Annotated in this window: 19 protein-coding genes and 4 pseudogenes; 8 read left to right on the top strand and 15 right to left on the bottom strand. The window is 60.7% G+C overall.

The window, feature by feature from the left end; translation table 11 throughout:
* A partial coding sequence (locus ACXJKO_RS19985) for an acetamidase/formamidase family protein (protein ID WP_457092828.1) occupies positions 1 to 599 on the bottom strand: 599 nt, incomplete at its 3' end.
* A gap of 124 nt (positions 600 to 723) precedes the next feature.
* On the opposite strand from ACXJKO_RS19985, the pseudogene ACXJKO_RS19980 reads away from it, so the two are divergent.
* Positions 724 to 1,206, top strand: a pseudogene (locus tag ACXJKO_RS19980) (IS6 family transposase); the annotation flags it as partial.
* 290 nt (positions 1,207 to 1,496) lie between these two features.
* Here ACXJKO_RS19980 and ACXJKO_RS19975 read toward each other — a convergent pair.
* The 12 genes and pseudogenes from ACXJKO_RS19975 to ACXJKO_RS19920 all read right to left on the bottom strand — a co-directional run.
* Positions 1,497 to 1,832: pseudogene (locus ACXJKO_RS19975) on the bottom strand (transposase); the annotation flags it as partial.
* A gap of 62 nt (positions 1,833 to 1,894) precedes the next feature.
* On the bottom strand, positions 1,895 to 2,860 hold the full coding sequence (locus ACXJKO_RS19970; RefSeq protein ID WP_457092827.1) for an IS5 family transposase: 966 nt from the start codon (positions 2,858 to 2,860) through the stop codon (positions 1,895 to 1,897).
* 264 nt (positions 2,861 to 3,124) lie between these two features.
* Complete coding sequence (locus tag ACXJKO_RS19965; RefSeq protein ID WP_457092826.1) at positions 3,125 to 3,493, bottom strand: hypothetical protein; 369 nt, start codon at positions 3,491 to 3,493, stop codon at positions 3,125 to 3,127.
* Positions 3,494 to 3,584: 91 nt separating this feature from the next.
* A complete protein-coding gene (locus ACXJKO_RS19960; RefSeq protein WP_457092825.1) occupies positions 3,585 to 4,565 on the bottom strand; it encodes a D-2-hydroxyacid dehydrogenase in 981 nt (326 codons plus the stop codon).
* Positions 4,566 to 4,676: 111 nt separating this feature from the next.
* Positions 4,677 to 5,939 (bottom strand): glycerate kinase type-2 family protein, encoded by a 1,263-nt coding sequence (locus tag ACXJKO_RS19955; protein WP_457092831.1) that lies wholly within the window; start codon positions 5,937 to 5,939, stop codon positions 4,677 to 4,679.
* A complete protein-coding gene (locus ACXJKO_RS19950) occupies positions 5,939 to 7,237 on the bottom strand; it encodes a TRAP transporter large permease (RefSeq protein WP_457092824.1) in 1,299 nt (432 codons plus the stop codon). Before ACXJKO_RS19950 ends, ACXJKO_RS19955 begins: the two co-directional genes overlap by 1 nt.
* A 12-nt stretch (positions 7,238 to 7,249) precedes the next feature.
* The gene (locus ACXJKO_RS19945; RefSeq protein ID WP_457092823.1) at positions 7,250 to 7,816 is read right to left on the bottom strand and encodes a TRAP transporter small permease; all 567 of its coding nucleotides are present in this window, start codon (positions 7,814 to 7,816) and stop codon (positions 7,250 to 7,252) included.
* Between the two features lie 25 nt (positions 7,817 to 7,841).
* Positions 7,842 to 8,828 carry a TRAP transporter substrate-binding protein gene (locus ACXJKO_RS19940; RefSeq protein ID WP_457092822.1) on the bottom strand — a complete coding sequence of 329 codons (987 nt, stop codon included), beginning with the start codon at positions 8,826 to 8,828 and terminating at the stop codon, positions 7,842 to 7,844.
* Between the two features lie 90 nt (positions 8,829 to 8,918).
* Positions 8,919 to 10,394 carry an aldehyde dehydrogenase family protein gene (locus tag ACXJKO_RS19935; protein ID WP_457092821.1) on the bottom strand — a complete coding sequence of 492 codons (1,476 nt, stop codon included), beginning with the start codon at positions 10,392 to 10,394 and terminating at the stop codon, positions 8,919 to 8,921.
* A gap of 13 nt (positions 10,395 to 10,407) precedes the next feature.
* Positions 10,408 to 11,571 carry an iron-containing alcohol dehydrogenase gene (locus ACXJKO_RS19930; RefSeq protein WP_457092820.1) on the bottom strand — a complete coding sequence of 388 codons (1,164 nt, stop codon included), beginning with the start codon at positions 11,569 to 11,571 and terminating at the stop codon, positions 10,408 to 10,410.
* Positions 11,572 to 11,591: 20 nt separating this feature from the next.
* Positions 11,592 to 12,626 carry an Ldh family oxidoreductase gene (locus tag ACXJKO_RS19925; RefSeq protein ID WP_457092819.1) on the bottom strand — a complete coding sequence of 345 codons (1,035 nt, stop codon included), beginning with the start codon at positions 12,624 to 12,626 and terminating at the stop codon, positions 11,592 to 11,594.
* Between the two features lie 8 nt (positions 12,627 to 12,634).
* A complete protein-coding gene (locus ACXJKO_RS19920) occupies positions 12,635 to 13,306 on the bottom strand; it encodes an RraA family protein (RefSeq protein WP_457092818.1) in 672 nt (223 codons plus the stop codon).
* A 120-nt stretch (positions 13,307 to 13,426) separates the two neighbouring features.
* Here ACXJKO_RS19920 and ACXJKO_RS19915 point away from each other — a divergent pair, with 120 nt between their 5' ends.
* The gene (locus ACXJKO_RS19915) at positions 13,427 to 14,347 is read left to right on the top strand and encodes a LysR family transcriptional regulator (protein ID WP_457092817.1); all 921 of its coding nucleotides are present in this window, start codon (positions 13,427 to 13,429) and stop codon (positions 14,345 to 14,347) included.
* Between the two features lie 378 nt (positions 14,348 to 14,725).
* Here ACXJKO_RS19915 and ACXJKO_RS19910 read toward each other — a convergent pair whose 3' ends face one another.
* On the bottom strand, positions 14,726 to 15,913 hold the full coding sequence (locus ACXJKO_RS19910; RefSeq protein WP_457092830.1) for an HPP family protein: 1,188 nt from the start codon (positions 15,911 to 15,913) through the stop codon (positions 14,726 to 14,728).
* 405 nt (positions 15,914 to 16,318) lie between these two features.
* On the opposite strand from ACXJKO_RS19910, the pseudogene ACXJKO_RS19905 reads away from it, so the two are divergent.
* The 6 genes and pseudogenes from ACXJKO_RS19905 to ACXJKO_RS19880 all read left to right on the top strand — a co-directional run.
* Positions 16,319 to 16,597: pseudogene (locus ACXJKO_RS19905) on the top strand (IS110 family transposase); the annotation flags it as partial.
* A 49-nt stretch (positions 16,598 to 16,646) separates the two neighbouring features.
* Complete coding sequence (locus tag ACXJKO_RS19900; protein ID WP_457092816.1) at positions 16,647 to 17,534, top strand: IS110 family transposase; 888 nt, start codon at positions 16,647 to 16,649, stop codon at positions 17,532 to 17,534.
* Complete coding sequence (locus ACXJKO_RS19895) at positions 17,483 to 17,821, top strand: transposase (protein ID WP_457092829.1); 339 nt, start codon at positions 17,483 to 17,485, stop codon at positions 17,819 to 17,821. Before ACXJKO_RS19900 ends, ACXJKO_RS19895 begins: the two co-directional genes overlap by 52 nt.
* Before the next feature lie 265 nt (positions 17,822 to 18,086).
* A pseudogene (locus ACXJKO_RS19890) lies at positions 18,087 to 18,860 on the top strand (IS110 family RNA-guided transposase); the annotation flags it as partial.
* A 467-nt stretch (positions 18,861 to 19,327) separates the two neighbouring features.
* Entirely contained in the window at positions 19,328 to 20,065 is a 738-nt protein-coding gene (locus ACXJKO_RS19885; protein ID WP_457092815.1) for a Crp/Fnr family transcriptional regulator, read from the top strand.
* A gap of 87 nt (positions 20,066 to 20,152) precedes the next feature.
* The gene (locus tag ACXJKO_RS19880; RefSeq protein ID WP_457092814.1) at positions 20,153 to 20,422 is read left to right on the top strand and encodes a DUF6894 family protein; all 270 of its coding nucleotides are present in this window, start codon (positions 20,153 to 20,155) and stop codon (positions 20,420 to 20,422) included.
* A 161-nt stretch (positions 20,423 to 20,583) separates the two neighbouring features.
* On the opposite strand, the gene ACXJKO_RS19875 is transcribed toward ACXJKO_RS19880, so the two are convergent.
* A complete protein-coding gene (locus ACXJKO_RS19875; RefSeq protein ID WP_457092813.1) occupies positions 20,584 to 20,790 on the bottom strand; it encodes a hypothetical protein in 207 nt (68 codons plus the stop codon).
* Positions 20,791 to 21,189: the final 399 nt, after the last annotated feature.

The following is a 21,189-nucleotide window of genomic DNA, read 5'->3' as shown; positions in this document are numbered from 1 at the left end:
GTGCCGCACACCTCGCCATCTCCCATAACCGCCTTGGCATCTCCCATGGCGATGAGGCCTCCTGGCTGGTTTACAGGAAAATGCACGCGAGCTCCGGCACGGATTGCGGTCGTATCCATGTTGCCGCCATGGTCAAAGGGGATCACGGTATTGTATCGCCCTTCCTGGGTGGCCACACCGATTGTGCCGATGCAGGGATCGAGCGGAATCCTGAGGTCATCGAAGCACACATGCTGATCGCGGATCGGGACGATCTTAGTGTGGGCTTCAGTGATCTTCTCCTGCAGCAGACCAAATTGAGGGATCAGCAGGATATACCCCCAGTCCTGCGGGATTTGGATATCGTGAATATCGAAAATCAAACGATCGCCGGGCTGGGCGCCCTCCACATGGATCGGCCCTACCGCGTCATTGATATGGTCGTAGTCGACCACGTGGTAGCGATCCTGCTCGGTCCGGATCTGGCCATGAACGCCGTCCGGGCAGCGGATCTCCAGAAGCTCATGTGGTTTGACATACCATTTCGCCTCGAGATCTGGGTGAAAATGATAAATGACATGCTCACTAGTGATGATCCGGTGAGTATTCTCCGAGGCCATGGTGCCCACCCCCACTTAGTAGTGTCGACTGATCACAGCATCTTCGCAATATGCCTGTCAAATTCATTGAAGGGTGTTGTCACGTTAACCCGAGTATCAGAGCGAAGCGTGTAGATGGTCCGGCATGCCCAAGTCCGTCAGCTACAAACGCCACCGCTTCCCACCGGAGATCATCGCCCATGCGGTCTGGTTGTACTTCCGGTTCCCGCTGAGCCTGCGGCTGGTTGAGGAGATGCTGCTCGAGCGCGGCATCGTCGTGTCCTACGAGACGGTCCGCCGATGGGCGCTGAAGTTCGGGTCAGCTTACGCTCGCCGCCTCAGGCGCAAGCCGCCAAGCCGCCGTGACATCTGGTACCTGGATGAGGTTGTGGTCACCATTGCGGGCCAGAAACACTGGCTCTGGCGGGCGGTTGAGCAGGATGGCTATGTGCTCGATGAAATCCTCCAGAGCCGCCGCGACACCGAAGCGGCGAAACGCTTGCTGACTCGCCTCTTGAAGAAACAGGGCTGCCCACCCCGGCGCATGATCACCGACAAGCTCGGCTCCTACGCAGCCGCCCGGCGTCAGGTCATGCCAGACGTCGAGCACCGCTCGCACAAAGGGCTTCTTCTCTATTCGGCCGGGTTCAGTCAAGCGATTCCGATCCGTTTGGCTCCATGACATCACTGTCCCGCGGGTTCTCGCTTCTCTCCGGAATCAGCGCAACGGCTCTTCCACTATGGGGTCAGAAGAATGAAGCGGAACGATCTCAACAGCGTCCTTTGTGCCGGGGGCGCAAGGAACATACCTTTGTGCGGACTCGCTTCATTCATCGTCCCGCGAGGGACAGCTCTCCGCCTCGGGGCGGAACCTTGTCTTTCTGGCTGGCTCGGATGGTCTTCGTCGGCCAGAAGCAACTACATCGCCTGAGCCTCCCTCGTCCAACGGAACTCAGTGCCATCACACCAGATCCGATGCAGAATGGTCGCTAGCCGGCGGGCGAGCGCGATGACAGCCTTTCCCCGCCCGCGCCGCTGGGCCACCTTCATGGCCCAGGCTTTCAGCCAGGACCAGCGGCTGGCTCGGGTCAGGATGATCTGAGCCGCTTCAAACAGCAGGGTTCGCATCATGGCATCGCCGCACAATGAGATCCGGCCGACCCGGCTGCTTTCCCCTGACTGGTGCAGGACGGGCGTCAGCCCCAAGGCAGGCCCCACCGCCTTGGAGCGCCGGAAGCGAGCCGGCGTGTCGATCGTCGCGACCGTGTTGCATGGATCGGCTGAAGAGCGCACTCCGCCCACGCCACGTCCTCAGTTTAGGCAATGCGAACGGACTTTGGGCGTCCAAGCTCAAGCATGCGGTCGAGGGCACGAATTGCGATGGCGACCTCAGTGGTACGTCGCTGGTCCGTCCGCGAGCGCAGCCCATCCCCAATTACTCGTTTGAAGCAGCTGATAGCGGTCTCCACCAAAGCTCGTCGATTGTACCCGGATCGCTTCTGCCAGCCCAGGCGTCCATGCTCCGCGATGTTTTGGAGATGCCGGTCGCGCTGGGTCGGAGCGATCTCCACATCCTCGCTCAACACCGCCGTTGATCGCGGTGGAACAACCACCTGGGCCTCAGGATGGCGTTTGGCGACGGTGCCGTAGACGCCGGCCTGATCGTAAGCCCCATCACCAGTAAAGGAGGCGAGGGAGCCTGTGATCTGGTCGAGCAACGGTTCGATCTGCGATCCATCATCGACATCGTTGGCCGTCAGCTCTGAAGCGAGGATCTGTCCGGTCTCCGCGTTTACCCCGATGTGCAGCTTTCGCCAGGATCGGCGCCTGCGGGTGCCGTGCTTTTCGATCAACCATTCGCCGGGCCCGCACAGCCGCAAGCCTGTGCTGTCCACCAGCAGGTGAATGGGTCCGGTGCGTGACTGCAACCGTGGGACCTCCAGAGTTTCGGCGCGGCGGCTCAGGGTCGAGTGATCTGGTACGGCCAAATCTAGCCCCAGAAGTTGGAGGATCGAGCCGATCAGACCTTCCGTCTGACGCAGTGCCAGCCGGAACACCGCCCGCAGGGTCAATGCCGTTCTGATGGCGAGGGCAGAATAGCGGGGCTGACCGCCTCGTGTGGTGCGGGGCTCAGCCCGCCAAGCCGTAATGGCTTCCTCGGTGAACCAGACGGTGAGACTGCCCCGCTGACGCAGGCTGGCGTCGTACTCAGCCCAATTCGTCACCCGATGCCGCTGCTTGGGAATGCGGTGACGGCGAGCGGCATTGGCTTTGAACGGCACGGGAGACATCCGACATGAAAAGCACAGGCCACCTATGTCAGCCAGTTTCGGTTACCAACTCACCTATTCGTGCAACAAGGCGATTAGCTGTCCTTCTAAACTGCGAGATAAGGATCAGCTGTGTCAGTTGAGTACATCGACGCCTCTCAGCCCACCGATGATTTCAGCCGCCTGCTCGGCTCCCTTGCGCAGGAACACTGCTGGTCGGCCCAGCGGCGCAGGCATCAGGGTCCATTCGCCGGCCTAGCCCGTATCGGCACCCGTCTAGTGATCAATCCACTCCGTACCTTCCGGCCAGTAGACCTCGACTGATGTGGCCTCTTTGTCGACGACTGGTGCGATCATGAGGTCAGGACGGAGCAAATACTGATAGCGGAGGCCATAGACGTTACAGTCGTGCGGATAGTGCAGGAAGAGGTGACGGGCCACCGGATGGCCATGCGTAGCCGCTGCCGCGGCCTGGCACTTGCGATAGGCCGCCAGTCCCTTGTAGATCTTAGCGAAGCGGCTCGTGTGCGCCAGCAATTCTGGACTTGTGTCGATTTGGGCCGCGATGGCCGGTATGAGCCCTTCATGAGTGCGCAGGAGCTGCGCGCCCTCACGTTCGGACGCCAGCGCTTCTGTCCCCTCCAAGACTATCAGCCGTGGCGAGTTGCTGGAGATAGCGCGTAAAACTCTCTTCGATCAGGGCCCGCCGCCGCGCGACATTGCGGCCGGCCTCCCCTCAAGTTGAACTGACGATGTTGCGCGGTGTGCCTTGCTGGAAAAGCTCTATATTCTCGATCAACTGATCGACGAGTCCCTGAATGGCTTCACGACTGGCCCATGCGATATGGGGCGTCAGAATAAAGTTCGGCAGATCGAGCAGGCGCATGAACGGGTGATCGTTTAGTGGCGGCTCTGTAGTCACAACATCAAAACCTGCTCCGGCAATCTGCTTGCCGATCAGCGCTTCATACAAAGCGTTCTCGTCGACAAGTCCTCCGCGGGCCGTGTTGATCAATAGCGGACGGCGCTCCATCAAGGCGAATTCCGCAGCACTGATCATGTTCCGCGTCGACGGCATTAGGGGCGCATGAAGCGTGATGACGTCGCTCTGGCGAAGCACGTCCTCGAACGGGGTGTAGAGCGGCCCCATGCCGGACACGCCCTTGTAGGTCGAGAACAGCACGCGCATGCCGAAGGCCCGGCCGAGATCGGCGACCGCGCGGCCCAGCACACCGTCGCCGATGATACCCAACGTGGATCCCGAAAGGTCGTTGACCGGATAATCGAAATAGCAGAACTGACCCGATTTCTGCCAATCGCCTGCGGTCACAGAGCGATGGTATGCGGTAATGCTGCGGCGCAGGGCAAGGATGAGAGCGAAGGTATGCTCCGGAACAGTGTTGATGGCATAGTTGCGGATATTCGATACCGTCACACCGAAATCCTTGCAGGCCTTCAGATCGATGACGTCGTAGCCCGTTGCCGCAACCGCGATGAACTTAAGCCTCGGCGCTTGGCTCAAGGCCTCACGCCGCAAAGGCACCTTGTTCGTAACGACGATATCGGCTTCCGCAATCCGGCTGGCTACTTCGTCCGGCGACGTTTTTTCGTGAAGGACGAAATCGTGCGGAAAGCTGAGATCGCGAATAGTAATGCCCGTGGGAAAGGTTCCCGTATCAAGAAAGACGACCCGGGAGGGATGATGGGAATTGCTCATGCCAGCCTCTTTTGGATGATGTCCCTTATGGGGGAATGAAAACGTGTTGCGCGACATGGACGAGGCGGGAAACGATCGCATGGGCCGATCGCTCGCGTCGCCCATGTTTAGTCACAGGATAAGGACTGCTCTGAAATCGTTCACGTTCGTGAGAGTGGGACCTGTGACGACAAGGTCTCCGACAGCCTCGAACGCACTGTAGGCATCATTCCCTGCAAGCCGTTCGCGCGCATCGACGCCCGCCGCATGGATGCGCTCGACCGTCGTGCCGTCTGCAAAGGCACCTGCATTGTCTTCGGAGCCGTCAATTCCATCCGTGTCGCACGCAATGGCCGCAATGCCATCCAGGCCATCGACGGCAAGCGCGAACGAAAGAAGAAACTCCGTATTCCGCCCGCCCCGGCCCTGAGCCGTGACCGAGACACTGGTCTCCCCACCTGACAACAAGAGGCAGGGACGGCCAATGGTCGTTTGGTCCAGGCGGACGGAACGGGCGACGCCGGCAAGAACCTTGCCGACTTCCCTCGCCTCGCCTTCGATGGAATCGCCAAGGACCAGTGTCCTGATGCCCGCTTCCTCAGCCGCTTTCGCCGCGGCCATCAGAGCGGATGTGCCGGATGCCATCAGCCGAAAGTCAGCGGTTGCGAAAGCGCGATGCTGCGGTGACGGAGGCTGCGCCTCCTCCGCGTTCAGATAAGCCGAAAGACTCGGAGGTATCTCCACCCCATAGCGATCGAGAACCTGAAGCGCCATTGCTGGCGAGGAGGTCGGCGCGAGCGTCGGCCCCGAAGCAATCGTGGCCGGATCATCGCCCGGCACATCGGAGATCGCAAGAGTTACGACAGGCGCAGGCCAGGCCTGAATGGCCAGACGCCCGCCGCCGATTTGCGACACCACGGAGCGAACCCGGTTCATGTCATGGATCGGAGCTCCGCTTCGCAGGAGGGCGGAGTTGACCGCCTTCATTTCTGCAAGCGTCACGCCCGACGGTGGAAGCATGAGCAGGGACGAACCGCCTCCGGACAGAAGGCATAGCACCAGATCGTCAGGACCAAGGCCCTGAACCAGCCGAAGCATCTCGCGCGCCGCCCTCTCGCCCGCCTCATCGGGGTTCGGGTGGCCCGCCTCAATAACGCGGATGCGCTCGCATTCCGCACCATGGCCATGCCGCGTCACGACCATGCCCTCCAGTGGCCCCGTCCAGAGCTTCTCGAGAGCTGCCGCCATGGAAGCAGCGGCCTTGCCCGCACCGACGACGATTGTCCTTCCCGCCGGCGGAGCCGGCAGGAAGGAAGCCATGATGTCGGCCGGGCGGCAAGCCTGAATTGCACGCTGGAAACAGTCGAGCAGAAGCTGGCGCGGATCCATGACCATCACTTCAGCAGCGCAGGCAGCCATAGGGACAGCTGCGGCAGGTAGGTGATGATGACGATATCGAGAAGCAGCACCCCATAGAACGGCAACATGCTCTTGAGGATCTGCTCAATTCTCAACCCTGCCACTTGGCACGCCACGAACAGGTTCACGCCGACGGGTGGAGTCGTCATGCCGACCGCCAGGTTCACGATCATGATTATGCCGAAGTGGATCGGATCAATGCCCAGCTTCAGCGCGACCGGGGTGAGGATCGGCGCCAGGATGATGATGGCAGCCCCCGTTTCGAGGAACATGCCGACGATCAACAGCAGGAGGTTCACCAGCAGCAGGAAGATATACGGATTGTCAGACAGGGAGATGAAGCCCTGAGCGACCATGTCCGGAATGCGGTTTGCCGTGAGAACCCAGCCGAAGACGCTCGCCGTCGAAATGATGAGCAGGATCGCAACGGTGCTCAGCAGGGAGGAACGCAGAGCCGCCATGAGGTTCGCCGCCGTGAGAGTCCTGTAGACGAAGAGCCCGAGCAGCAGCGAGTAGAACACCGCGACAATGGCGGCCTCGGTCGGCGTGAAGATGCCGCCGTAAATTCCGCCGAGAATAATCAACGGCATGAGGAGCGGCAAACCGGCTGCACGGAACGCTTCCAGCTTCGCCGGAGGTTCCTCCAGGCCTACTTTTCCTGCTCCGCCGCCGAGACCATAGCCCCGAACCCGGCTGATGACATAGACGGTCAACATCAGCGAACCGCCGATCACGAGGCCCGGGACGACGCCCGCCATGAAAAGATCGCCGATGGAAACGGGAACACCGGCCGTCAGGGCAAAGATGATCATCGGGATCGAAGGCGGGATGATCACGCCCAGCTCGCCCGAGGATGCCTGAACCGCTGTCGCGAACGGACGGGGATAGCCGCGTACCGCCATGGCGGGGATCAAGATGCTGCCGATGGCCGCCGTGGTGGCCGCGCTGGACCCGGAGATCGCCGCGAAGAACATGGCGGAGATCACCGTGACGAGGCCGAGACCTCCCCTTGCCTTCCCAACCAGCGCTTGGGCGAAATTGATCAGTCGCCCGGAAATTCCTGCCGCTTCCATGACGGCGCCGGCCAGGATGAAAAACGGGATTGCGGCGAGCGGAAACGAGTCGAGTCCTGCGAACATGCGCTGCACGAGCGCCTGCAACGGGATTCCCGAACTTTGCATGAAGACGACGGACGTCATTCCAAGTGCGATCGCAATCGGAACGCCGACAGAGAAGAAGAGGATCAGCACGACGCCGATCGCGGCTGGAGACATAGCGATAACTCCCTAGTCCATAGCAGTTTCGAGCGTCTGCTCGGGGGGATCGAGGGCGACGGCAAGCGTGTTGATGAGAGCGATTCCAGCCCCGACCGGGATCGCCAGATAGACGAGCGGCATGGGCATTTCCAAAGCGCCCGACACCATGCCTTGGACCGCATCCAGGATGAGTAGGCCGTAGGCGAGGAGTACGCCCCAGAACGCGGCGCAGATGACGATGGACAATCCGCCGAGGACTTTGCGCAGAGGCTGGGGGCCGAGTTGGCTGACGACCTCGACGGCCGCGAGCAGGCCCTTCTTGATCGTGATTCCGGCTCCAAGAAATACCGTCCAGATCAATGCGTAGCGGATGACCTCTTCCGACCAGATCAGCGGTTCTCCAAGAACGTAGCGCCACACTACCTGAGCAAGGCCCAGGCAGGTCAGGACGCCAAGCCCCAGAGAGAGGATGAAAAGGAGGGCTGCATTGAACCGGTCGACAATCCCGATGAGATTACGCACGAGACTGCCGCCCAAGGGTCTGGACAAGGCCGGGGGCGCACCCTYGGCCTTGTCCAGTTGCGAAGAAGACTGCATATCCAGTTCCTTCCAACTCTGACTGTTAATTGCTGGCGCCCGCGCCTTCAGCGACGATCTTCTGATAGAGCGGCTTCAGGGATGCGAAGTCTTTGTCTACGACGGAGCTGACCTTGTTGCGGAATTCCGCCTTGTCCACTTCGGCCACCGTCATGCCCTGATCCTTGAGAGCCTGCAGGAAGCTTTGCTCTCCGGTCGTGACCTCGTTTGCAGCGAACTTCTTGGCGCGACCGTTCACGGCGTTGAGAACGGCCTCACGATGCTTTTCCGGAATCTTGGAGAAGCTCTGCGTGCTCATGACCACTGCGATCGGCTCGTAGACGTGCTCCGTCTTGACGAGGTACTTCACGACCTCGGAAAACTTCGACGTCAGGATCAGCGAAAGCGGATTCTCCTGGCCATCGATCACGCCCTGCTGGAGTGCGGTAAAGACCTCACCGAAGTTGAGCGGCGTCGGGGCCGCGCCCAGGGCCTGCCATGACTTCACGAACACCGGGCTGTCGGGAACGCGGATCTTCTTGCCGGCCAAATCCTTCGGCGCCTTCACCTCGGCTTTCGTGGTCAGCCAGCGCGGGCCACGAAGCCAATAGGAGATGACCTGGTATCCGGATTCCTTCTTGATCCGGTCCGCGACCTCCTGCCCTACCGGGCCGTCATAGACCTTCTTGAAGTGGTCGATACTGGAGATCATGAAGTGCTGGGTGAAGATCTTCGCCGTGTCGGATGCGGACGAGAGCACGCCGGCACCGCCGACCCAGATGTCGGCCGTTCCGAATTTCAAGCCTTCGACCAGTTCGCGATCGCTGCCCAGGGTGCTGCCGCCGAAGAGCTGGACCTTGACTTCGCCGTTCGTTGCCTTCTCGACGTCCTGAGCGAACATCTCGGCCGCTTTCGCGTGGATCTCGGTTTGAGGCCAGACATGCCCGAGCTTGAGCACTGTTTGCGCCGAGGCAAGACTCGGCAGAAAAGCCACGCAAGCAGCAGCGGCGAAGAGATATTGCTTGAGTTTCATCGTGTTTCCTTCCCTGATGATGTTGAAGCCGGTCATTGACGGCAGGTGTCCAGTTGATGGAGTGCGCCGCGCGGCGCACCCCTTCGGATCTTAGGATTGAAAGTAGACAGCCTTCAGCGTGGTGAAGAATTCCTGGTTGCTGTGGCCGATCGAATAGGCTCCGAAGCCGGAACCCTTCACACCCCCGAACGGGAGATGCGCCTCGCTTGCGGTGCCATGGTTCACGTGCACCATTCCGGTTTCGCTCTCCCGCACGAAATGGAGAGCCTCGTCCACGTCGCGGGTGAAGACCGATGCGGCAAGTCCGTACTCGACGGAGTTCGCAACCTCGAAGGCCTGCTGCGCGTCCCGGACCGCGACGACGCTCAGAACCGGCCCGAAAACCTCTTCGCGGGCAAGGCGCTTGTCGGGCGCCACGTGATCGATGAGCGTGGGCTCAAGGAAATGGCCATGAGCCAACTCCCCTTCTTCGAGCACCCGGCCGCCGAACCTGAGGCGTCCGCCTTCGTCCAGGCCGACAGCCATGTTGCGTAGCACGGAGATGCGGTGCTGATCCGTGATCAGCGGCCCCATATTGGCCTGCGGATCCCAGGCCGGCCCCACGCGGATCTTCGAAAGCTCCGCAGCCAAAGCTTCCGTGATCTCGTCGACGAGGCTTTCCAGCACCACGACGCGGCTGATCGCGGTGCAGCGCTGTCCGGAGCATGCGAAGGCGGCGGATGCAATCTGCTTGGCGACGGAACCGGCATCCTTGTAGCTCAGGACCACCGCAGGATTCTTGCCGCCGAGCTCGAGTTGCGTGCGTACGAAACGGCGCGCCACCTGTGCGTTGATCTCGGCTCCCGTTTTCGTGGACCCGGTAAAGCTGACGCCACGCACGAGCGGATGCCGCGTCATGGCCTCGCCTACTGTCCGTCCCGAACCGAGAACCAGATTGACAACGCCCTTGGGAAGCCCTGCCTCGCTGAACACGTCCATCAGCTTTGCTGCCGCCCACGGCGTGAAGTTCGACGGCTTGAAGACGACTGTGCAGCCATAGGCAAGTGCCGGGCCGATCTTGCGAACGGGCGTCACCACGGGGAAATTCCACGGGGCGATGGCAGCGATGACGCCAACTGACTCACGCAGCGTCATAGCCAAACCGTTGCGCTTCTCGCTCGGCAGCGTGTCGCCGTCGATGCGGCTTGCCTCGCCTGCGCAGAACCGAAGCTCCTTGGCTGCCCGCATGACCTCGCCCCGGGCTTCGGCGAGGACCTTTCCCTGCTCCGCTGACAGAGCGAAAGCGATCTCGTCGACCCTCCGTTCGAGAATGTCGGCCGCTCGGAACAGAATGGCTCCGCGCTCAGGCCCAGGCACTTCGCGCCACGACTTCCAAGCGCGATGGGCGGATTCGATTGCGAGGCTCACATCGTCCGCAGTGCTTTCGGCGAAGTAACCGAGGATCTGATCCTTGCGTGCAGAGTTGCGGATCGGAGCGGCGTTGGCGCCGGCATCCTGCCATTCGCCATCGATGAAGTTCCCATAACGCCGGCCGATATTCTCTTCGAGCCAATTCAGCATGTTCATGAGAGGAGCTCCCTTATAGTTCGACGCGCAGGAGCGCCTTCATATCTTCATGAGTCGGCTGGCGCGGATTGACGGGCACGTTGCCGGACAGCAGAGCCTCGCCGACGATACCATCGAAATCGGCCTCGGTGACACCGAACTGACCGAGCTTTGCCGTGATGCCCACATCCGCCTTCAGACTCTCGATCGCAATCACCGAGCGCTCGGCGGCCTCGCGCAGGCTCAGTCCAGCAACCGGCTCGCCAAAAATCTCCGCGATGCGCGCATATTTGCGCAGGTTGCCCGGCAGGTTGTAGCGCATCACGGCCGGAAGCATGATGGCGTTCACCAGTCCATGCGGGATATGGAACCGAGCGCCGAGAGGCATGGCGAAAGCATGCACTAGACCAAGCCGGGTGTTGTTGAAGGCCATCGCCGCAATGGTGCTCGCAAGCAACATGTCGGCGCGGGCCTGGGCATTGTCGGGCTGCGCGACTGCGACGCGCAGGCTGCGGGCGATGAGCGTCATCGACTGCTCCGACATAGCCTCGGAAATCGGCTGAGTGGCCTTATTGACGTAGGATTCGAGCGCATGGGTCAGCGCATCCATGCCGGTGGCCGCAGTCACGGCAGGCGGCAGCGAAAGCGTCAGCTCGGGATCGAGAAGGGCGATGCGTGGGCAGTTGAAAACGCTGCCGACGCTGATCTTCACCTTTTTCTCCTTGTCGGAGAGCACGGACCAGACCGTCAGCTCACTGCCCGTTCCAGCGGTGGTCGGGATAGCGATGACCGGAGCGCCTGCCTGCTCGATCTTGCCGAGACCGACATAGTCGCGGATGTTGCCCGGATTGGTCAGCATGAGCCCGATCGCCTTCGCGGTATCGAGAGCACTGCCGCCGCCAATGCCGATCACTGCATCGCAGCGCTCGGACTTGGCAATCTGAATTCCGGTGTCGACGGAGCGCACATCCGGATCGCTCTCCACATCGGTGAAGGCTATAACAGGGACTTCTGCGGCCGAGAGCGTTCCAACAACGCGATCGACGAGTCCAGCTTTGGCAACGCCCGGATCACCGACGAGAAGCACGCGGGTGCCGCCCAGGCTCTTGACGAGCGCCGGAAGTCTGGCGAGCGAACCCCATCCGAATTCGATAGCAGTGGGAATATGATAGCTGAAGGGTGAAATTGATGCAGACATGGTTCTCTTGCTCTTGAGATTTAAGCGATCCAGGCGACCTGATAGCGGTCACCAATGGCACGAAGGTCTTCGGCAACGCGATCGGACAGTTCGATGCCCTCCCRGCGCCGTTGCGCTTCGAGCCGATGCTCGACTTCGCCGGCATGAAGAATTTCGGAGGTGCCGGGCGCCTTTGGCTCTGCCTTCAGGAGTTCGATGTAATGCCCAAGCCGCTCGGTGAATGAAGCAAGCGGCATGAAGCGTTCGATATCGAGCGCGATGAAGAAATGGCCGACGTCCTGGGGCTCGGCCCAGTTGTCGTACATGTTGTTGACGGAGGGACCATAGCCTGCGCCCGTAAGGATGCCCGAAAGGATGTCGATGGCCATAGAGAGACCGAAGCCCTTGGGACCGCCGAGGGGCAGGACCGCGCCTTCGAGCGCCGCTTCCGCGTCGTTTGTAGGCCTGCCCTCCTTGTCCACTGCCCATCCCGTAGGGATTGATTCACCTCGCTTTGCGGCGACGATGATTTTTCCGCGCGCCACGAGGCTCGTCGCCATATCCAGAATGAACGGAACCTCGCGGCCAGTCGGGAACCCGAAAGCAATCGGGTTGGTCCCTAGGAAAGGTCTGACTCCGCCGGTAGGCGGCATGGTTTGGGATGCGTTCGAGAGCACGATGAGGGCCAGTCCATTTTCGACCGCCCGCTGCGCGTAGAAGGCGCCGGTACCGAAGTGGTTGGACCGCTTCACGCCGAGAGCGCAGACGCCATGCTTCTTCGCTCTCTCGAGGGCGTGGTCGAGCGCCTTTGCTCCGACGTAGGCGCCGAAATTGTTGCCTCCGTCCACCAAGGCGGTCGATCCGCCGTCGCGATCGAGCCGGACAGCGGCATGCGGATTAGTCATGCCTTCGGCGACCCGGCGCAGATAGATTTCGGTGCGGACGACGCCATGGGACTCCACACCTCGCAAATCCGCATAGACCAGGCTTTCCGCCACGACCGATGCAACGGCTTCAGGAACCTCGGCGCGCTGGAATACGGTGCTACAGAATTCGGTCAGGCGATCATGAGGCACGAGCACGCTCATAGCCTCAGGCCCTTCGCGGCAAGAGTCTGATCGACCCAAGAACGATCGACCGTTCCGTCTGCGATGGAGCGAAGAATTTCACCCTCACGAGCCTGCTGCGCCTGAGCCATTTCGAGAATGGTCCGAGCCTCGGCCTGCGGGATCGCGAGAACGCCGTCTTCATCACCGACAATAATGTCACCGGATGAAACGGTCATTCCACCAACCGACACCGGAACCCCAATCTCGCCCGGACCATCCTTGTAAGGACCGCGGTGTGTGGCGCCCCGTGCATAGACTGGCAGATCTCCGTCGGCGAGAACCGCCGTATCCCGCACGGATCCATCGATCACGAAACCGGCGAGCCCACGGCTCTTGGCATAGGACCACATGATCTCGCCGATGATCGCGTTGGTCGTATCCCCACCCGCGTCGACAACGATGACATCGCCGGGCTGAGCAATATCCAGAGCTTTATGAACCATGAGGTTGTCGCCGGGACGCGTGCGCACGGTCAGGGCGACGCCGCAGAGCGTGCCGCGCCGATGCACGGGCCGCAGTTCCGGCCCGCCAGCAAAGAGACGGTTCATGTTGTCGCTGATAATAGCCGACGGAATGCTTTTAAATGCGGTTAGCATCTCTTCCGAGGGACGCTGCCCACCGTTCACGATTCTGAAACCCGGTATCATTCGTTCTCTCCCATGGCACGCCGGAGCATGCCTCCGATCTTGTGGGAGATACTTCTTTCCAATGACCCATAATGTCCAATATAGAGTGGGTGTCCGATTGATACCGTTCCGGCATGAATCATGATCGAAATCAGGCAACTGCGATATTTCCAAGCCGTGGCTGAGGAATTGCATTTCGGCCGAGCTTCGGCGCGCCTGCGCATCGCTCAACCCGCGCTATCACGGCAGATTCAGCAGCTTGAGGACGAGATCGGCGCTTTGCTGCTGAAGAGAACCCAGCGCACCGTCGAGCTGACTCCGGCGGGCGCCCTCTTCTTGGATCGCACGAGCCAGATTTTGGAAGAGGTGAGCAAGGCCGTCGTCGACGCCAGACGGGTCAGCAAAGGTGAGTACGGCCATCTGGTCGTCGGCTTCATTCACTCGTCGACCTACGGTCTCCTCCCAGCGATCGTCGAGCGGTTTCGGCATCTCTATCCCGATATCGAACTCGAATTGCGTGAGATGAGCATCGCCGAACAGCATGACGCGTTGAGCCGAGGTCTGATCGACATTGGGCTTCTGCGGCCACAGCCCGCACCACAAGGGATCGAAGTTCAAGCGATCATGGAGGACCCGTTTCTACTCGCTGTGCCCGACAAGCATCGGCTGGCAAAACTCGATGCCGTCAACATGAAATCGCTCGCTGAGGAGCCGATGGTAATGTTCTCGAAGCGAGAAAGCCCGCTGTTTCACTCACGCATCACGGCGATGTGCGAGAAAAACGGCCTCACTCTGAAAATCGTTCAACACGCAACACAAATTCATACGATCGTAGGCCTGGTTGGGGCCGGCATTGGGATCGCCGTTGTGCCGGAAACCGCTAAAAACCTCCGTCCGAGAGGTGTCCGCTTCCTGCAGATATTGGATGAGCCGGAACCAGTCCATGTTGCGCTCGGATGGCAACGTGGCAAGGACACACCCGCCATTCGATCCTTTCGACAGGTTGCTTTGCTGGTTGTTCAACAAATGCAAACCAGCCGCACGAGATCACTTCCTGAGTAAGGTTTTGAAAGAACCGACTGAATCACGCCGAGCTTTTTCGTGAGATCACTAGGGTCAGCTATGGGTCTTGGCTGTGTAAAAACGCTGACGTGTCGTTCGCTTGAGCAATTTTATGTCTTGCGAGGCCGTGCTAACCGGAGATTCCTCGGCGTATAGGGCCGAAATTGTACAGATAGTTCGCCGGGATCGGACCTGTTCGCGTTTTTACACACGCTGGGTCAAAGAGTAGCGTAGAGCGAACCAAATGAAGGTCCGCTCACACCGCCAATGCAGAACTCCGGATAAGGTCAGCCCAGTGCCAAATCCAGACCTTACGCATCGCCTGTTTGCCGCGGACGGATCGGAAAAGACTACCCTGTTGCGCTCTTGGGCGAGGCTTTATCGCACAACTGATATGGGTACTCGTTCACGTGGCCGAGACTCTGCCTGAATGATCCCGCGTCCGCGGAACAGGGCCGCCACGAGATCCGATTGTGTGACGATGCCGACAAGCCGATTATCCAAGTCAACAATCGGGACCTGATGCAGCCCGGCATTGGCCATGCGGGGAACCAACTCAGCGACGGCGGTCTCCTGGCGCGCCGTCTGAACAGGCGACGACATGATCTCTGCGACCTTGCGGTCCAGCCGGATCACCCGCCGGGCAATCTGGGGAACACTCATCTCAAGCCCGGTGCGCATATCCCAGTCGCTGTGCTTGATGAGGTCTGTTTGCGTCATGATGCCAATCACATTCCGATCACCGGAGACAACAGGCAAGGCTTTGATGTGGTGCCGCTRGAAGAGTCTCCAGGCGTCACGCAAGCTCGTCTCTGGAGTGACCATTGCTACATCCCGCGACATGATTTCAGCGCAGGTCATCCCATCAAAGCGCCGATTGAAGGCCTGCATTTCCACACGTCGAAACAGATCTTCCAGGCTGTCACGGTCGATGTCGATCATTTGGTCGAATTGGTCGAGAACGATATCGAAGTCGCTGGCTGTGACCCCAATCCTCTCCATGGGCGCGGGGTCAGCAGTTTTGTGGCGGTTTACTGGAGCAGGTTTGGACAGGTGTGGATAGCGCTTTCCGGTCAGGTTGTTGAAGATCAGGGCCACCACGAGCAGAGCCAGTGAGCCAGTCGCAACAGGCCAGATCACAAACCCAAATCCCGCTGCCTTGACGGCTGGGCCGCCTAGAACTGCGATGAGAGCCAAAGCGCCACTGGGCGGATGAAGGCATCGCAAGGCAAACATCATAGCCACCGAGAGTGTCCCGGCCATGGCCGCAGGCAGGAGTTCCCCTGGCACACAGCGGACGCAGGCTACCCCGATGGCTGCTGAGATCATGTTCCCGCCAAGGATCGACCATGGCTGCGCCAAGGGGCTGCTTGGCAGGGCAAACACGAGGATGGCGGATGCTCCCAAGGGGGCGGTCAGCAGTGGCAATCCTTCTATCAAATCTCGGGATCCCATCCCTGCAAGGCCCAGGAGTACAATGCCGAACATGATGCCAGCACAGACGCGAAGCTGCTCGACACGGCTGATGTGAGTGAGATCGGGGATGAGACGTTTGAACAAGGACACAGGCTGAGGCACGCTGGTTCATAAAAGGCGGCAAAGAGCGGGTGTCGTGGCTGACACCCGCTTCCATCGAATGGGGCGTTCTTAGTTTGGGAAGAATGTGATTGCTAGAGCTGGGCTTTATGATCTTTGCGGACCTGGAGGTACCCTCTGCCAAAGCTCCATACGGACGCTCGCGGTCATGGGATCCCCTATGTAGAACCCGCCTGGCAGTAACGTGCGGGTAAAACCGGATCCTACTTCCTCATCAGGCTCATACTGCCCCCGTCGACACGAATGTTCTGGCCGGTAATGCTGACCTGTGACAATCGTTGAGCCCGCACTGGCTGAATTTCCGCTAATGGGATGGRCCGGCCGTGCTTACCGGCGCACCCTTCATGAGGGGCGCCCAGCACGAGGACTTGAGCCATGCCTAATGCTCCGCTTCAGCACGTTGCCACTTTAGGGATCGACATCGGCAAGAACAGCTTTCACTTGGTTGGACTGGATGCCCGCGGCGCCATTGTCCTGCGCCAGAAGCTTTCACGCGGGCAGGTGGAGCAACGCCTTGCCAACATGCCCTCCTGCCTGATCGGCATGGAAGCCTGCGTCGGAGCGCACCATCTCAGCCGCCAGTTGCTGGCGCTCGGCCATGATGTGAAGCTGATCCCCGCGCAGTTCGTGATCCCCTTCCGCAAAAGCCACAAGAGATACCATGATGGTCAAGGCGGCGTCGGTGCTGACTTAGGAGGCGGCCATGGATCAAACTCAGGACTTGAGAGTAGCGGCAGTTCTAGTGGCAATTGAGCTGAGCAAGGCAACGTGGCTCCTGGCGATCCACGAGCCTGTCACCGGTAAGGTGTCACGGCGGCGTGTCGGCGGGGGTGAGGCAGATACGCTCATCGAGACAATCGAGCAGATCCGGCGTAGCGCCGAAGACCAATTGGGGGCTGCCGTCGAGATCGAATGCGTCTTCGAGGCGGGCTATGACGGGTTCTGGTTGCAGCGCCGTCTCGCTCAGAGCGGAATCGTCTGCCGGGTGATGGATCCGGCCAGCCTCAAGGTCGACCGCCGGGCGCGCCGCGTCAAAACCGATCGGGTCGACGCGGAATGCCTCTTGCGGGCGCTGCAGGCCTGGCGTCGTGGGGACCGGCACGCGTGCTCCTTCGTCCGGATCCCGAGCATCCAGGAGGAGGATGCGCGCAGGCCTCATCGTGAGTTGGCGCGACTGGTCAAAGAACGGGTGGCCCACGCCAATCGGATCAAAGGCCTGCTGGCGCTGCATGGCGTCCGAACCTACCAGCCGCTCCGGCGTGACCGACGCGAAGCACTGGCTGTCTTGCAAACGAGCTGCGGAGGGCCTCTGCCGGCGCGGTGCCGAGCTGAGGTCGAACGGGAGTTGTCGCGGCTCGAACTCGTGCTGCAGCACATTGAGGAGGTTGAGCAGGCCATGGCAGAACCGGTGTTCCTGGCCTCATCGGAGAGCAAGGGGGCGCCGGCTCGATCCGAGCCCGCAGCCTCGGATGCCGTGACCATGCTGGAGAAGCTCACCTGCGTTGGCCGTGAGACAGCCGTGGTGCTTGCTCGTGAGGACTGTGTCGTGACTTTCGGGATCGCCGCAGCCTCGCAGCCTTCGCAGGACTGACACCGTGTCCGTACAGCAGTGGCCGCCTCCGGCACGAGCAGGGCATCAGCAAGGCGGGGAATGCGATCGTTCGCGCGCGCCTGATCCAGCTGGCGTGGCGCTGGGTTCGGTTCCAGACGACAAGCGACGTCACCGCCTGGTTCCTGGCGCGCACGACAGGCAACAGCAAACGGAGCCGACGCATCACCATCGTTGCGGTTGCCAGAAAGCTGCTGATTGCGTTGTGGCGTTACGCCACCACCGGTCTTGTGCCAGCGGGAGCCAGGATCCGAGCCGCACAGACCTGACCGAGATTGGACAAGATCGTCCCGGAGCGACGGCTCCGTGACGTCCGGGGTGGACGTGTGATCGTGAAGTCGTTGGGGCTCAAGACCCGAACCAAAGAGTTGGATCCCGCCCGCCTGCAGCTTGCACGCCGTGCATGAGGCACCTGGGTCGGCTTTGCTGACCGGATACGAGTGGATGGCGCCAAGCGCCTGACCTGATGCAAGCGCGCCCTGGACGTCGAACACGACTGAGGATCCGAAGATGACTTGACGAAACCATCATACGAACGACTTCCGCGATGCTGAGGCCATTGCTGAAGCCGTGCTCCGCCCCACCATGCGGTTCGTTCCGACCAAGACAGTCGAGCAACTCGACCTGCAAGCGCTTCATCGCGTTAGGTCGCGGCTGGTGAGTGACCGTACGGCGGTAGTCAACCAGATCCGGGCATTCCTGCTCGAGCGCGGGATTGCGGTGCGCCAGAGGCTGCGTTCCCTGCGGCAGGCCCTGCCGGACATTCTCGCTCAGCGCACCGATGTCCTCACACCACGCATGACGCACATGATCGAGGGGCTGACGCAGGACTGGCATCATCTCGACGAGCGCATCGAGGCGGTGACAGGCGAGATTGAAGCTCTCGTGGCGCAGGACGAGGCCTGCCAGCGTCTGATGAGCGTGCCAGGTGTTGGGCCGATCATCGCCAGTGCCATGGTGGCCAGTATCGGCAACGGAGCCGCCTTCGGCCGGGGACGAGACTTTGGGGCCTGGCTTGGCCTGGTGCCACGCCAGATCTCCACCGGAGATAGAACTGTGCTGGGCCGGCTGTCGAAGCGCGGCAACAGCTACCTGCGCTCGCTCCTGGTTCAGGCCGCTCGCGTGCTGCTGCTCTGGCCAGCAAAGTGGCGCCAACACGGTTTTGGAGAGTGGCTGGCCGCCGCCTCGATGCGCCTGCACCACAATGTCCTGGCGGCAGCTCTGGCCAACAAGCTGGCGCGCATCGCGTGGAGTGTGCTGAGCCAGAACCGCGTCTATGAACCACGAGCAGCGGCTGTGGCAGGCTGAGGCTGAAAGCCTCTGTCCGCATCAGTCGTCGCTCTGAGCTTGCCGAGGTCTGCGAGAGAATGAGGAGATGGAGAACGGTCGCGCCGTCACATTGGGGCTCTGGTGACCCAAAGGGCCATAAAGGGCCGATCCGCTAATGAGAACCAATGTGCGCGGATATCCATGATGGCCAGGAGTTTTGCTCCCCAAGGGCCGGATACATTAGCGCAAGACCAACCTCGCCATTCCCGAATTCCCTTGCGACGCACGGCCGGTCCATACATTGGGTCAAACTGAGTAGTAGCGGTTGTTGGTGCGAAGGTCCGCTCATCCCAGCAGTGCGGAAGTACGGCTAAGGTCAGGCTCGTGCCATTTTCAGACATTCCGGATCATTGGGGTCGAATTTCGTAGTAGGCCGTATATGGACCGGCTACGCTGAGACGATCCCCCCTCATCCGCGTTGTAGCGTTGTAGGCGGAACCCGTGCCATGCCTCAGGGTCTGATCGCCAGTCATTGCACCAACCGGCTCTTGGCCATTCTCGAGCCTGAGGACTTTGCGGCTCTTGAGCCGCATCTCGACCTCGTCGAGCTGAAGCGCGGTCAGATCCTCTATGACGCTGGCGAGCTGATCGGCCATGCCTACTTTCCCCATAACGCGATCATCTCGCTTGTGAACGTCATGGAGGATGGCGCCATCAACGAGGTTGCGGTGTTCGGGCGCGAGGGGGTCGCGGGCTTGCTCAGTGCCCTGGTGACGCGGGAGGCCTTCGGCCGTTATGTCGTGCAGATGGCCGGCACCGCCTCGCGGATTGCCTTCGAGCGCCTGAACGAGGTGCGGGATACTCGTCCCAAGCTCCGGCTCTTGATCCTGCTCTATGGCGAAGCCTTTCTGGCCCAGACTTTCCAGACGGTCTCGTGCAATGCCCTGCATCCGGTCGAGGCCCGCTGCTGCCGGTGGATCCTGAGTATGCACGACCGGGCGGATGGGGATACCCTGCCGCTCACGCATGAGTTCCTGGCCGAGATGCTCGGGGTCCAGCGCTCCACCGTCAGCGTCGTGACCCGCACGCTGCAGACAGCGGGCCTGATCCAGCAGAGTCGCGGCAGCATTACCGTCCTCGACCGAGCGGGGCTCGAGGAGACGACATGCGAATGCTACGGCAAAATCCGCCGGGTCTACCAACGCCTGCTACCTGGCACGTATCCGCCAGCCCCATCGCGGTAGCGGATCCCGGGACCTGGGAGGCTTTTAGTCACAGTCCAGAAACCCTCCTGCTGGTCAGGCGTCATGTCTTGGGAGAGGGAGATAAGTGTGGCTCTCTACTATTTCGATGTCCAGACTGGCACGGACCTCTTGCGTGATGACGAGGGCGCCGAGTTCGACAGCTTGGACGTTGCCATCCGAGGGGCGGCTCGCTCGGCGGCTGAGATTGGCACCGACCGGCTGACAAGGGGGGATTTCAGCGATGTCGTCATCGAGGTGCGCGATAAGCACGACCAGCGGGTCGTCACCGTAACCGCGTCGATGAAGATCGACCGGCATGATCTATCGTCTCAGCCTTTGGATCTGGGACAGGAATAATTCGCAGATGCCTCAGGCCGCAGCCCCCGCACATGTGAAAGCTTTGTCCCGCCTGGGTTGGATGAAGACATCCAGGATCTCGCCCTCATGATCGACGGTTTGTCACAGTGACATGCGCCGCCGTGCCGAACGATGCGGTGCAAGGAGGGCACCACCTTTTATCAGAGCGTCGCGCCTTTGCGTGACTTTTCCTGCTGCACCAGTTCCTGCAGGAGCTGGTGTGCTAGGGTCTCGTGCGCCACCCTAGGGGCAATCTCGGCGGACTTCCTGCCGTAAGTTGTTGTCACGGTCAGCATCTTGCGGTCGACCTTGTAGGTCCCGGAATAGGTCCTCCCGTCGACCTTGATGTGGATTGCATGGCCGGACATAGGAAAATGCCTCCTCACTGAGAATTCACCCACCACTTGGACATGAGCATACTTCCTCAATGGACAAGAGACCACAGCTCACGAAATTATGCCAAGGCAGGTAGATCTAAAGCGTGATCAGAGAGCAGCCACCACGAACAAACGTCCGTATCGGGTCTTGGTCGTGTCAAAACGCTTTCGCAAAAGACGGATTGCGGCTTTCCCCGCTCCAAGGCCCTTCACCATCATGGGCGAGCGCGGATTGGCTTATCGTCGATGGAATGAAGCTCCCATCGCCTCTGAAGCGAGGATCCGGCGTGTCACAGGCGTGATGACGCGGGCAGAACCCGCCCCTAAGTCCTGAGGGCGGCCATCAGCGGCTGAATACCCAGGATGTTCAGCACCCGAGTGAGATTGTAG

It is taken from the genome of Microvirga sp. P5_D2 (genome assembly GCF_054049475.1).
Note: the sequence above shows the minus strand (reverse complement) of the source record. Positions and strands in the feature narration are given on the sequence as shown.